Source organism: Mesorhizobium sp. ES1-1 (assembly GCF_020164785.1).
Classification (GTDB): Bacteria; Pseudomonadota; Alphaproteobacteria; order Rhizobiales; family Rhizobiaceae; genus Mesorhizobium.
The window spans coordinates 154,857-168,092 of record NZ_JAIUGX010000001.1 but is presented as its reverse complement, the minus strand read 5'-3'; the positions used below and the strand labels follow the sequence as shown (position 1 = coordinate 168,092).

General features: G+C 63.9%; 12 protein-coding genes and 1 riboswitch. Of the genes, 7 read left to right on the top strand and 5 right to left on the bottom strand.

Annotated elements, in window-relative coordinates; genetic code table 11:
* Positions 1-67: 67 nt before the first annotated feature.
* The 6 genes from LB513_RS00775 to LB513_RS00750 all read left to right on the top strand — a co-directional run bounded on the left by LB513_RS00775 (position 68) and on the right by LB513_RS00750 (position 6,363).
* Positions 68-1,369, top strand: a complete 1,302-nt coding sequence (locus tag LB513_RS00775) for an ArgE/DapE family deacylase (protein ID WP_224661537.1) — start codon at positions 68-70, stop codon at positions 1,367-1,369.
* On the top strand, positions 1,366-2,424 hold the full coding sequence (locus LB513_RS00770) for a phosphotransferase (protein ID WP_224661536.1): 1,059 nt from the start codon (positions 1,366-1,368) through the stop codon (positions 2,422-2,424). Before LB513_RS00775 ends, LB513_RS00770 begins: the two co-directional genes overlap by 4 nt.
* 6 nt (positions 2,425-2,430) lie before the next feature.
* Entirely contained in the window at positions 2,431-3,735 is a 1,305-nt protein-coding gene (locus LB513_RS00765; protein WP_224661535.1) for an aspartate aminotransferase family protein, read from the top strand.
* A gap of 11 nt (positions 3,736-3,746) precedes the next feature.
* Entirely contained in the window at positions 3,747-4,403 is a 657-nt protein-coding gene (locus LB513_RS00760) for a GntR family transcriptional regulator (RefSeq protein WP_224661534.1), read from the top strand.
* A 98-nt stretch (positions 4,404-4,501) separates the two neighbouring features.
* Positions 4,502-5,911, top strand: coding sequence for an FAD-binding oxidoreductase (locus LB513_RS00755; protein WP_224661533.1), 1,410 nt, complete (start codon positions 4,502-4,504; stop codon positions 5,909-5,911).
* Positions 5,908-6,363 carry a GNAT family N-acetyltransferase gene (locus LB513_RS00750; protein WP_224661532.1) on the top strand — a complete coding sequence of 152 codons (456 nt, stop codon included), beginning with the start codon at positions 5,908-5,910 and terminating at the stop codon, positions 6,361-6,363. Before LB513_RS00755 ends, LB513_RS00750 begins: the two co-directional genes overlap by 4 nt.
* Positions 6,364-6,395: 32 nt before the next feature.
* Here the strand turns inward: LB513_RS00750 and LB513_RS00745 are convergent, their stop codons facing one another.
* Positions 6,396-7,511, bottom strand: a complete 1,116-nt coding sequence (locus LB513_RS00745; protein WP_224661920.1) for an anhydro-N-acetylmuramic acid kinase — start codon at positions 7,509-7,511, stop codon at positions 6,396-6,398.
* Positions 7,512-7,807: 296 nt separating this feature from the next.
* On the opposite strand from LB513_RS00745, the gene ftsZ reads away from it, so the two are divergent.
* The gene (ftsZ, locus tag LB513_RS00740; protein ID WP_224661531.1) at positions 7,808-8,839 is read left to right on the top strand and encodes a cell division protein FtsZ; all 1,032 of its coding nucleotides are present in this window, start codon (positions 7,808-7,810) and stop codon (positions 8,837-8,839) included.
* A 63-nt stretch (positions 8,840-8,902) separates the two neighbouring features.
* Here ftsZ and fba read toward each other — a convergent pair whose 3' ends face one another.
* The 4 genes from fba to mtnK all read right to left on the bottom strand — a co-directional run bounded on the left by fba (position 8,903) and on the right by mtnK (position 13,233).
* Positions 8,903-9,967 carry a class II fructose-bisphosphate aldolase gene (gene fba, locus LB513_RS00735; RefSeq protein ID WP_224661530.1) on the bottom strand — a complete coding sequence of 355 codons (1,065 nt, stop codon included), beginning with the start codon at positions 9,965-9,967 and terminating at the stop codon, positions 8,903-8,905.
* Between the two features lie 159 nt (positions 9,968-10,126).
* Positions 10,127-10,594 carry a 6,7-dimethyl-8-ribityllumazine synthase gene (locus tag LB513_RS00730; RefSeq protein ID WP_224661529.1) on the bottom strand — a complete coding sequence of 156 codons (468 nt, stop codon included), beginning with the start codon at positions 10,592-10,594 and terminating at the stop codon, positions 10,127-10,129.
* A gap of 76 nt (positions 10,595-10,670) precedes the next feature.
* A riboswitch (FMN riboswitch) is annotated at positions 10,671-10,813 on the bottom strand.
* A 57-nt stretch (positions 10,814-10,870) separates the two neighbouring features.
* Positions 10,871-11,965 carry an S-methyl-5-thioribose-1-phosphate isomerase gene (gene mtnA / locus LB513_RS00725; RefSeq protein ID WP_224661528.1) on the bottom strand — a complete coding sequence of 365 codons (1,095 nt, stop codon included), beginning with the start codon at positions 11,963-11,965 and terminating at the stop codon, positions 10,871-10,873.
* Entirely contained in the window at positions 11,962-13,233 is a 1,272-nt protein-coding gene (mtnK, locus tag LB513_RS00720; protein WP_224661527.1) for an S-methyl-5-thioribose kinase, read from the bottom strand. Before mtnK ends, mtnA begins: the two co-directional genes overlap by 4 nt.
* Positions 13,234-13,236 lie beyond the last annotated feature (3 nt).

Below are 13,236 nucleotides of genomic sequence, written 5' to 3'. Positions count from 1 at the left end.
GCCTCTTTGCATCTCACGCAGATGGCATATGAGATATGATACACCATCGATTGAAAAGCGACATCACATGACAGAACGGATCGCCGACGAGGCCATACTCAGCGCAGTGGATGATGGCTTCGCGCGGCAGGTCTCTTTCCTGGCCGAACTCGTACGCTTCCCTTCACAGAGGGGCCAAGAACATGCAGCGCAATCGTTCATGGCGGACACCTATGAGGCACACGGGTATACGGTCGACATGTGGCGGGTCGATGTCGAGGACATCCGCGATCTGCCGGGCTTTTCGCCAGTGGCGGTCTCCTATGACGATGCCTTCAATGTGGTCGCCACCCACACGCCGCGAAATGCGACCGGCCGGTCCCTGATTCTCAACGGCCATATCGACGTGGTGCCGACCGGGCCGTTGGACCGCTGGGTTCGCGATCCATACGACCCGGCCATCGAGGATGGCTGGATGCATGGCCGGGGCGCCGGGGACATGAAGGCCGGCCTGTCGGCATGCCTCTATGCGCTGGCCGCGTTGCGGGGTCTTGGCTATCAGCCGGCCGCGAAGATCTTCCTGCAGTCGGTGGTCGAGGAAGAGTGCACCGGCAATGGCGCGCTTGCCTGCCTGCAGCGCGGCTACCGCGCCGACGCCGCCTTCATCCCGGAGCCGCTGGAGCCAAGGCTGATGCGGGCGCAGGTCGGGCCGATCTGGTTCCGGGTGGAGGTCGAAGGTGATCCGCGCCATGCCTCGGGAGCCTTCTCCGCCGGATCAAACGCCATCGAAAAGGCCTTCCTTATCATCCAGGCGCTGAAGCAGCTGGAGGTCGTGTGGAACGCGCGCAAGGTCGATGATCCGCATTTCTACGACCATCCGCATCCGATCCGTTTCAATCTCGGCAAGATCGAGGGCGGTGAATGGACATCGAGCGTGCCCGCGCGCTGCGTGTTCGAGATGCGGGTTGCGACCTATCCCGGCCAGAGCCTCGAGAGCGCCCGGGCCGAGTTGGAAGCCTGCATCGCCGATGCGGCACGCGCTGACCCCTTCCTGGCCAATCGCCCGCCGACGATGACCTACAACGGCTTCATGGCCGAAGGCTATGTGCTGGAGGGTGCCGACGAAATGGAGGCCGTGCTGCGGCGCAGCCATGTTGCCGTCTGGGGCGAGCCGCTGCAGGAACACGTCACCTCCGCGACCACTGATGCGCGCTTCTTCGGCCTTTATGCCGATACGCCGGCGATCGTCTACGGTCCGATCTGCCGCATGCCGCATGGCTATGACGAGGCAGTCGACCTGGACTCGGTCCGCAAGGTCACCCAAACAATCGCGCTGTTCATCGCCGATTGGTGCGGCCTCGAACCCATCGAACCCGGGGCCAGCGCGTGAGTGCGGCCGCGCCAGACGCCTTCGGAGAGACGCTTGCCGAGGATGCGCCGGATGCTTCCGAAGCCGACGCATTGGCCATCCTGGCCGAGCACTACGGGCTCACCGGCAGCGCGCGCCCATTGCCTGGGGAGCGCGACCATAACTTCCACATCAAGACGGAGGAAGACGGCGAGTTCGTCCTGAAAATCTCTCATCCGGCGGAAGAGGCGGGCTTCACCGATTTCCAGAACAAGGCGCTCGATCACATCGCGCTGGTCGACCCGACCTTGCCGGTGCCTTCGGTGCGCAAGAGCCTGCGGGGTGAAGCGCAATTCGCCATCGGCGTGGCCGGATCGGCGCCGCGCATCATCCGGTTGGTTACCTATCTTCCGGGCGTGTTGCTGTCGCGCTCGCCCCCCTCGGCTGCGCAGGATCGCAATCTCGGCGTCTTTCTCGCGCGGCTCGGTAAGGCGCTACGCGGCTTCTTCCATCCCGCTGCCGGCAGCGATCTGCTCTGGGATATCCGCAAGGTCGCCAAGACGCGCCCGATGTCGGGTGATATTACCGACCCCGGCAATCGTGCGTTGGTGGAACGCGCGATCGACGCCTTCGAAGCGCACGCGGCGCCTGTCATCCCGAAACTGCGCGCCCAGATTGTCCACAACGACATGAATTCCTACAATGTGGTGATGGACGCCTCGCGGCCGGAACTGGTCAGCGGCATTCTCGACTTCGGCGATATGATCCATTCACCGCTGATCTGCGACCTCGCCATCGGCGCCGTCTATCGCTGGCCGGCGGAAGGCCACCCGCTGGCGCCCGCCGCGCGCTTCGTCGCGGGTTACCAGTCTGTGCAGCCGCTCGAGGCGGAAGAGATCGGCATTCTTTTCGAGCTGATCCGCGCAAGGCTTGCCCTCATCGCCAACATCGCCAGTTGGCAGGCCGAGCGCTTCCCGGCCAAGCGCGACTATGTCCTGCGCCTGATCACCGAGGTCTGGACCTCGCTCGAAAGGCTGGACGCGCTCTCGTCCGCTGATGCCCGCCGCTATTTCCTCGACCATTCCAATCCGGAGTAGACGCACGTGTCCCAGTCCTCGCCATTTTCTGAAAACAAGGACGCCACGGTCTCGGATAGCGCGCTGCTCGAACGCCGCGCCAGATTGCTTGGCCCAACCTATCGAGCCTTCTACGGCAACCCGATCCATCTGGTGCGCGGCAGCGGCGTCTGGCTCTACGACGCACAGGGCCGCAAGTTCCTCGATGCCTACAACAATGTCGCCTCGGTCGGTCACTGCCATCCGCGCGTTGTCGAGGCGCTGGCCGGGCAGGCCGCTACGCTCAATACGCACACGCGCTATCTCAGCGAAATCATCCTCGACTACGCGGAAAAATTGCTCGGTACCGCCCCGTCCCATCTCGGCCACGCCATGTTCACCTGCACCGGCAGCGAAGCCAACGACCTGGCCATCCGCATCGCCCAGCATTCGAGCGGCGGGACAGGCGTGATCATCACCGACTTCGCCTACCACGGCGCGACGATCGCCACCGCGCAGCTATCGCCGGCCGCGGTTGGCGCCCGGGGCGTGGGCACGCATCACCGGACCGTCGCCGCGCCGGACACGTTCCGCGACCGTGGTCGCGCCGCGCGCGACTTTGCCAGCAACGTAGCTGCCGCTATCGACGACATGCGCGCACAAAATATCCGGCCTGCCGCACTGCTTTTCGACTCGGCTTTTTCCAGCGACGGCATCTTCTTTCCCGGTGCGGCTGTCATGCGCGAGGCGGCGAATCACGTCAGAGCAGCCGGCGGCATCATCATCGCGGACGAGGTCCAGTCCGGCTTCGGCCGGCTTGGCCAGGGCATGTGGGGCTTTGCCAATTACGGCATCGAGCCAGACATCGTCACCATGGGCAAGCCGATCGGCGATGGCCATCCCATGGGCGCCGTTCTGGTGCGGCCGGCGCTTGTCGCTTCGTTCGGCTCGAACACCGGCTACTTCAACACTTTCGGGGGCAATCCGGTCGCGGCTGCGGTCGGCATCGCGGTGCTCGACGTCATAGAGGGCGAGGGGTTGATCGAGAATGCGCGCGATGTCGGCGCCTATACGCGCGATCTTTTGGACGCCTTGCAAAGCCGGCACGGCGCGGTCGCCGATGTCAGGCACAACGGGCTTTATTTCGGCGTTGAGCTGGAAGCCGACGGTGACGAGTCACTTGCTGCCACCAAGACATCGGCGGTTGTCGAAGCCATGCGCGAGGACGGCGTGCTGATCTCGTCCTGCGGTCCGCGCGGCAATGTGTTGAAGATCAGGCCGCCCTTGCCGTTTGCGCGCGACAATGCCGAGCAGCTGGCCGAGACGCTCGACCGCGCATTGTCGCATTGGTGACGGGCCTGTGCATGCTGAAGCTTGAGCACCAGACCCTCAATGACCGCGCCTATGTCGCGCTCAAACAGGAGCTGATTTCAGGCGGCTTCAGCCCCGGACAGGCATTGGTGATCCGCAAACTCGCCGAAACCTTCGGCATCTCCACGACGCCGATCCGCGAGGCGCTGCAAAGGCTCGTCGCCGAGCGGCTGCTCGAAATGCAGAACAACCGATCGGTCATTGTGCCCCTGCTGACCTCATCCGCCTTCGAGGAACTGACGCGCATCCGGGTCGCCGTCGAGGGGCTGGCCGGTGAAATGGCGGCATCGCGGATGACGCAAAGCGGACTGGCCGACCTGCGGACGACGCTCGCCGGCATGCGGCAGGCTATCGAGGCAGGTGACGCAAAAGCGTATCTCAGGCTGAATGAACTTTTTCACTTCGCCATCTACGGGCATGCCGGTGCGCCGATCCTGTTCAACATGATCCGCGACCTCTGGGGTCGGGTCGGGCCCTATCTCACGCTGCTTATGCAGGCCGATGACTACGTTCCGCAGTCCAATGACGCGCATGTCAGGATTGTCGCGGCGCTGGATCAGGGGGACGCCGCGGCCGTTCGGCTGTCCATCGAACAGGACATCGCCGCAGCCGCCGCTATCTTGTCCGCAACGCTTCGAGTAACCGGGTGACCGCCGGCATGGCATGTCCGATGGTCTTCCTTTCGTCCAGACGGTCGCGCAGGATGACGAGGGTTTGACCGGCGTGCGATCATGACTAGGATTGATCGATGTCACCCGAAACAGAACAGCTTCTAGCGGCTCTCGGCGACCGGCTGGGCGCTGGCGGCGTGATCGCCGGCCCCGACGTGGACCAGCGGTATCGCGACGATCCCGACGGCAAGCTGGGCGCGCTCCCCGAAGCGGTTCTGCGCCCGCGCGACACCGAGGGCGTAGCGGCAGCGCTGATCACCTGCGGCCGTCTCGGCCAGCCTGTTGTCGTGCAGGGAGGGCGCACCGGGCTGACTGGCGCCGCGCGCGTCAAGCCGGGTGAGGTGGTGCTGTCGATGGAGCGCATGACGGGCGTGGCGGCGCCGGACCGTCAGGAAGCCAGCATCGTCGCCGGCGCTGGGGCGACGATGCAATCCGTGCAGGAAGCCGCGGATGGCGCCGGGTTGATGTTCGGCGTCGACATCGGCGCGCGCGGCTCGGCGACGGTTGGCGGCAATATCGCTACCAATGCCGGGGGCATACGCGTCTTGCGCTACGGCATGTACCGGGCGCAGGTCCTGGGGCTCGAAGCCGTGCTTGCCGATGGCAGCGTGCTGACATCGCTGAAGGGTCTGCGAAAGGACAACTCCGGTTACGATCTCAGCCAGCTTTTCATCGGTACCGAAGGGACGCTTGGCGTCGTCACCCGCGCCGCGCTGCGGCTGCATCCGAAGCCGGCCTCCGAGATCAACGCCTTCTGCGCGCTCCCTTCGCTCGACGCGGCAATCGCCCTGTTGGGATTGCTGCGGCAAAGCCTTGGCCCGCTCCTGTCCGCCTACGAGGTCAATTTCGCGCCACTCTACGACATCATGGTCGCCACCATGGCCATGCCGGCGCCGCTGCCTGCCGGCTCGCCCGTCTATGTGCTGGCCGAAATCCAGGGCAGCGAGCCCGAGCGTGACGGCGAGCGCTTCACCGAAGTGCTGATGCGGGCGATCGAGGATGGCATCGCAGACGACGTCGTCGTCTCGCAGTCGCCGCGCGAATTCCGGGCTCTGTGGGACGTACGCGAGGATGCCAATCGCGTTCTGTTTTCGATGAAAGGCCTGGTCGGGGTGGACATCAGCGTCCCGCTGGCGCGCATGGGAGCCTTCCTCGGCGAAGCCGACATCGCAATTCACGCCGCCGATCCCGCCGCCGACATCTATGTCTTCGGTCATCTGGGCGACGGCAATTTGCATTATCAGGTTCGCACGGTCGATCCGGCCGCGGCCTATGACACCATCTACCGTGGCGTGGCTGCGGCCGGAGGCGGCGTCTCGGCCGAGCACGGGATCGGCCTCGACAAGAAGCAATGGCTGCATCTGGTGCGCAGCGACGCCGAGATTGCCACCATGCGGCGGCTAAAGGCAGTCTTCGACCCTGCAAACATCCTTAATCGCGGGCGGGTCTTCGACCTTGTCCCGCCTACGCCTGCGGAAATGCCGTGAACACGACGCTCGAAACCACCGCGGATCCCATGCCGGAAGAGCTCGCCTATCTTGGCGAGCGCCTGACGGCATTCAATGACGGCGATGTCGGCCCATCAGGCCGCAAGGCGCTTGCCGTGTTTGTGCGGGACGATGCTGGCGCGGTCGTCGCCGGCATCTCCGGCTACACCGCCTGGGGCTGGCTTTTTGTTCAGTGGCTCTGGGTCGATGAGAAATTGCGCGGCCAAGGCATGGCCGGCAAGATGCTGGATGCCGCCGAGCATGAGGCCATGAAGCGCGGCTGTCGAAACGCCTGGATAGACACCTTCAATCCGGTCGCCGCCAAGACCTATCAGCGCCAAGGCTACCAGCCTTTCGGCACGCTTGCCGATTTCCCTGTGGGCCGCGACCGCATCTTTCTGCGCAAGTCATTGGTGGCAGCGGATCAGAACGATGCAGGGGTCAGCGCGTAGCGAGTTCCGTTTTGGATCCCGGCAAACTAGCCCTATCCAGCGAGTTTTCCGCCGAGCATCGGCATCGGCGCGCCGGTCGTGCTCGGAAAACTGATCGGCAGGCCGCGCAGCACCCGGACGGCGAGGAAGGCAAAACACTCCGCTTCCACCGCGTCGCCGCTCCAGCCAAGGCTTTCGGCAAGCATCACCTCGACACCGGCGCGGCTGGCAAGCATCGCCATCATCGTCGGGTTGTGGCGGCCGCCGCCGCTGACCACCAGTTTCTTGGGTCGTGTCGGCAGAAGGTCGAGCGCCTTGCCGACGGCGGCGGCGGTGAAGGCGGTCAGCAAGGCCGCGCCGTCCTCGGCATTCAAGCCGTCGGCCATTGCGGCGCCGAAGTCGAAACGATCGAGTGACTTCGGATAGGGCTTCGTCAGATAGGGATGTTGCAGCAGTCTGGCCAGCCGCGCCTCGTCGACAGTTCCCGCGCGGCCGAGCGTGCCGTCGCGGTCCATCTCGCCGAGACCCCTTGCCTTGATGAAATCGTTGAGCGGTGCGTTGGCAGGCCCGGTGTCGAAAGCGACGACATTGTTTGCGCCGTCCCACCAGGTAATGTTGCCGACGCCGCCGAGGTTGAGCACGGCCACTTCGCCGCTGGCACCCGCACTGCGCATCAGCGCGGTATGATAGGCGGCAGCCAGTGGCGCGCCTTGTCCGCCGGCGCGGACATCGGCCGAGCGGAAGTCGTAGGCAACCTTCGTGCCCAGGATGGAATGCATCAACTCGCCGTCGCCGAGCTGCCGCGTCTGGCCGATCCTGCCTGGCTGCGGAGCGCGATGCAGCACGGTCTGGCCATGAAAGCCGACCACGCCGATCTCGGCCATCGTCATGCCATGGCCCTCGACCAGCTCTTCGACCGCCGCTGACTGGGCTCGCGTCAGCGCGTCCTCGGCCTCGCGAAAGATCTCCGGCTCGGGTCCATCGAAGTTCCAGGCTCGTGCCTCTTTCAGCGTGTCTTCAAGAAGCGAGCGAATCGACGGAGGATAGGGCATCAGCCGATAGGTGCCGAAATCGGCGATGCTTTCGCCATCGGTCTTGATCAGCGCGACGTCGATATTGCCGTCAAGCACGGTGCCGGTCATCAGGCCGACGGCCCAGATTGGTTCCATGGTCATTCCTCGTCGATCCGCGCAGTGATTCTGCGGTCGTCATCAGGTGTCGGGCGGATTCCGCGGTCAACTGGAAATGTGCGTGCCGGCCATGCAGCGACCACTGACCTCTCGGCAGGCGATGCTGTCGCCATCACAAATCTTGACCTCGGGCGCCCTTGCACCTCTGGCCGCACTCTGGCTTTTTGGGGTAGCTATCGGCGGACTGATTCGCGACATGCCGCTCGATCGCAATGTGTGCGGGCAGTCTGCGGATGAGCCGTGAAGCGCACGCGATTGGCGAAGGAGAAACAGGCATGGCCGAGTTCAAGAAGCCCGAAATCTCCGAGATGAGGCCTAAGATCACCGTTATCGGCGTTGGAGGCGGCGGCGGCAACGCGGTCAACAACATGATCGCGGAACAACTCCAGGGGACGGAGTTCATCGCGGCCAACACGGACGCCCAGGCGCTGACCATGTCGAAAGCGACGCGGCTGATCCAGCTCGGCGCCCACGTGACCGAAGGATTGGGCGCAGGATCGCTCCCCGAGATCGGCCGGGCCGCAGCCGAGGAGTCGCTCGACGAGATCATGGATCATCTGGCCGGCACACATATGTGTTTCGTCACCGCCGGAATGGGCGGCGGCACCGGAACCGGTGCGGCTCCGATCATCGCCCAGGCGGCACGCAAGGCCGGCATCCTGACGGTGGGCGTCGTCACCAAGCCTTTCACCTTCGAAGGCAGGCGCCGCATGCAGATGGCCGAGGAGGGCATCGAACGGCTGCGCGAAAGCGCCGACACGGTCATTGTCATCCCCAACCAGAACCTGTTCCGTATCGCCGACGCCAAGACCACCTTTGCCGATGCCTTCGTCATCGCCGACCGGGTGCTTTATTCCGGCGTCAGCTGCATCACCGATCTGATCGTCAAGGAAGGCCTGATCAATCTCGACTTCGCCGATGTGAAATCGGTGATGCGCGACATGGGCCGCGCCATGATGGGCACCGGCGAAGCATCCGGCGAGGGCCGGGCGATGAAGGCGGCGGAAGCCGCGATCGCCAATCCTCTGCTCGACGAAGTATCTATGAAGGGCGCCAAGGGCGTGCTGGTCTCGATTTCGGGCGGCAGGGACATGACCCTGTTCGAGGTCGACGAGGCTGCGACCCGCATCCGCGAAGAGGTCTATGAGGATGCCGACATCATCGTCGGCGCCATCTTCGACAAGAGCATGGAAGGGCGCTTCCGGGTTTCGGTGGTCGCGACCGGGCTCGATCGCAGCGTCGAGGATATCGATGCCGGCATCGCGCGTGACCGTGCCGGCCAGGCGCCCCTGCGCACGCTTCAATAAGCGATATCTCGCGGGCAATGAAGGAACCGCCGGAATGGTCCAGCGGTTCCGCTGGGATCGAGATCAGCCGAATTTCGGGTCGAGGCTGCCCGACTTGTAGCGCTTGGCCATCTCGGCGACCGGCAGCGGCTTGATCTTCTCTGCGTTGCCGGCAGTGCCGAACTGTTCGAAGCGTTCCTTGCAGAGCTTGCGCATCGCCGACATTGCCGGCGTCAGATATTTACGCGGATCGAACTCGCTCGGATTCTCCGTCAGCACCTTGCGGATCGCGCCGGTCAGCGCCATGCGGTTGTCCGTGTCGATGTTGATCTTGCGCACGCCGTGCTTGATGCCGCGCTGGATCTCTTCCACCGGCACGCCCCAGGTCGGCTTCATCTGACCGCCATATTTGTTGATGATCTCCTGCAGATCCTCGGGCACCGAGGACGAACCGTGCATGACCAGATGCATGTTGGGCAGGCGGCGGTGGATTTCCTCGATGACGTTCATGGCCAGCACCGCGCCGTCCGGCTTGCGCGAGAATTTGTAAGCGCCATGGCTGGTGCCCATGGCCACCGCCAGCGCATCGACATGTGTGTCCTTGACGAACTGAACGGCCTGTTCGGGGTCGGTTAGCAACTGGTCGTGGCTGATCGCCCCTTCGACGCCGTGGCCATCTTCCTGCTCGCCGCCGCCGCTCTCGAGCGAGCCCAGCACGCCGATCTCGCCCTCCACCGAGACGCCACCCCAATGCGCCATGTCGACGACGCGCCGGGTGATGCCGGAATTATAAGCGTAGTCGGCCGGCGTCTTGCCGTCCTCTTTCAGAGAGCCGTCCATCATCACGGAGGTGAAGCCATACTGGATCGCGGTCACGCAGGTGGCTTCGTTGTTGCCATGATCGAGATGCATACAGACGGGGATGTCGGGGTGGATTTCGACCAGCGCGTCGATCAGCTTGGCCAGCACCACGTCATTGGCATAGGCGCGGGCGCCGCGGCTGGCCTGCAGGATCACCGGCGACTTTGTCTCCTCCGCCGCCTCCATGATGGCGAGGCCCTGTTCCATATTGTTCATGTTGAAAGCAGGCACGCCGTAGCCGTATTCGGCGGCGTGATCGAGCAATTGTCTCAGTGTGATGCGAGCCAACGAATAGTCTCCCGTATCTGGTTGCAGGCGCGATTTGGCAGGTTGGGCCGAAGCCCGTCCAACTGTTTCTGGCTGTATTTCCCACGGACCGCAACCCACTCAACGCGCGGTCTTGCAATCCAAATCGGTTTAGTTCCGATGCGCCTCCCGATCCACGGTTCAGGCCGCGATTCTTGCGCGTTCGGCAAAGACCTCGACGCAGGCTTTTGCTGCTTCCTTGCCTTTCACCTTGAAATGCTCGTGGAAGAAGCGGTGGTGCTCGTTGCTCTCATGGTAGTTATGCGGCGTGAGAACTGCCGACAACACTGGCACCCCGCTCGCAAGCTGCACCGTCATCATGCCGTCGATGACGGCGCTTGCGACGAAGTCGTGCCGGTAGATGCCGCCATCGACGACGAAGGCCGTGCCGAGGATCGCCGCATAGCGCCCGGTCTCGGCGAGTGTCTTGGCATGCAACGGGATTTCATGGGCTCCCGGCACATCGAAGACTTCGATGGCAAAGCCGCCAAGCGCGGCAAGCTCGGCCTCGAATGCCGCCACGCACTGGTCGACGATGTCGGCATGCCAGCGCGCGCGAATGACGGCGATGCGGTTGGTTTCATAATCTTTGTTGGAATGCTGATTCATGGGTCCCATCTTCCGTTTCGAACCAGAACCAGGACGCACGATACGTCGGAAGGCCCGCCGGAGCGGTCCGTCTTCCGTTCGTCCTCTTTCATCCGGACTCTAACCGTCGGCTCCGGAATCACACCGGATCTGCTGACCTTTCCAACCGGAAAGCGCTCGCGGGCTTGGGCCTGAACCCTTACCGCCGGTGGGGACTTTCACCCCGCCCTGAGAACATTAACGCGATTTTTATGGCGGGGCAGGGCGGCCCTGTCAATCGCCGACTGGAACGCGAGATCATCCACGCTCGGGGAACATTTCTTTCAGGCTCTCGCGTGAGGCCTTGGCGACGCCGCGTTCCGTGATCAGGCCGGTGACCAGACGCGCCGGCGTCACGTCGAAAGCCGGATTTGCCGCGGGCGATGTCTCGGGCGATATCCGCACCTGGGTGATCTCGCCGCTCGCGGTCTTGCCCCAGACCAACGAGACCTCGTCGGCGGAGCGTTGCTCGATCGGGATTTCCGCCAGGCCGTCATGCACGGTCCAGTCGATCGTCGGCGAGGGCAGGGCGACGTAGAACGGGACGTCATTGTCGGAAGCGGCGAGCGCCTTGAGATAGGTGCCGATCTTGTTGCAGACATCGCCGTCGGCCGTTGTGCGGTCCGTGCCGACGATCACCATGTCGATCGCGCCGCGCTGCATCAGATGGCCGCCGGCATTGTCGACGATCAGCGTGTGGGGCACGCCATGGCCGGCCATCTCCCAGGCGGTCAACTGGGCGCCCTGGTTGCGCGGCCGCGTCTCGTCGACGTAGACATGCACAGGAATGCCGGCTTCGGCTGCCAGATAGATCGGCGCGGTGGCGGTGCCGTAATCGACGGTGGCCAGCCAGCCCGCATTGCAGTGCGTCAATATGTTGACGGGCTCGCCCTGCTTCTTGCGCGCCGCTATCTCCTTGATGATGGCGAGACCATTGGCGCCGATGGCGCGGTTCAGCCCGACATCCTCGTCGGCGATTTCTCCGGCGCGCCGATAGGCAGCCTCCGCGCGTTGTTCTGTCGGCAGCGGACGCAGGAAGCGCCGCATCTCATCCAGCGCCCAGCGCAGATTGATCGCCGTCGGGCGCGTCTCGTGCAGAACTTCCCAAACGTCGTCGAGAGCCGCATCCGAAGCATCGTCGGCCATCCGCATGGCGACGCCATACGCCGCCGTGACGCCGATGAGCGGCGCGCCGCGGACCCACATGTCGCGAATGGCGGTTGCAATGCCGGCGACGGTATCGATTCTCTCGATGCGGAAATCATGCGGTAGCCAGCGCTGGTCGATGATCTCCACCGAACGCCCGTCGTCGCTCAGCCAGATGGTCCGATAGTGGCGGTCGCCGACGTTCAAATTCGATTCTCCTGTTCAATCAGCACGGCCAAGGCGTTGAGCTCTTCGATGCTGTGGATATGGCGCCGGTTGACGGCGATGTGGCGGCCGAATCTGAGCGCCTTCGATTCACAGGTTGCGCGCAGATCCTCGTCGGCGATGGTCTCGAAATCGGCATTATGGGCAAGGCCGAGGATGCGGCGATGGACCTCGATGCCGGCAAAGCCGAGCAGGTCCGTCCAGATCTGGTGCAGCACGTGATCGAGCGCCTGCTCGGCGCCGAGCCGGTCGCCCTGATCCTCGAACAGGCTCTTCTGGTATAGCATGCCGGTGCGCTCGGTGCGCCACAGATGCGAGAATTCGCTGCGGAACACAGACCAGGTCTCGACCACGACGTCGAGCAGGTAGGCGCGCATGGCGTCGCGCGATCCGTCCTGTTCATGGCCGCGCTGCGAGAAGAACGACATCCAGAAATTAGCGAGCAGCATGCCGACATCGAAGGCCATCGGACCATAGAAGGCGAATTCCGGATCGATCATCCGTGTCTCGCTGTCCGTGACCATGATCGAGCCGGAATGCAGGTCGCCATGCAGCAGCGTTTCGGCATTGGCGGCGAAAATGTGCTTCAGCCGCTGCGCCTCCACCTTCAGATCGCGATCGGCACGCACTTCGGCGACAAGGCCGTCGAGCTGCGGACTGGTGTGCCGGTTCAATTTGGCGTCGAAATAGGGGTCGGAAAACACCAGATTTTCGGTGATGTCGCAAAGCTCGACATTGTCGGCGAACAGCGCCAGATCGGCCTTGCGGTCCTTGGCCGCCATCGAGAGGTCGGAGCCGCGAAACAGCGTGCGGGCCATGAACAGCCCGATATCCCGGGCAATATTGGGCAATTGCCGGCCTTCGATCAGCGCCCGCCGCAAGATGATATGCGGCGACAGATACTCCATGATGATGAGCGCTTGGCCCTCATCGAAATGGTGGATGGAGGGCACCGAGCCTGGAGCGCGCGCCTCCTGCCGGGTCAGCGCATGATATTCGAAGAAGGAGCGCTTGAGCGGCAACGGCCAGCTGTCGCCGACCAGGCGGACATAGGGCAGGGCCTGTTTGACAACCGCGCTGCCGCTGTCACCCTCGACGATGAACACCAGGTTGAGATTGCCGTCTCCGACCTCGCGAACCTTCCAGGCGCCCGTGTCCCGGCCGATGATGGCGCACAGCGCTTCGTTCGCGCTGAGCCGCGTCGCAAGCGTCTCCACCGACAATGCTTCGAACGGCAATTTCTCAGTCATGCA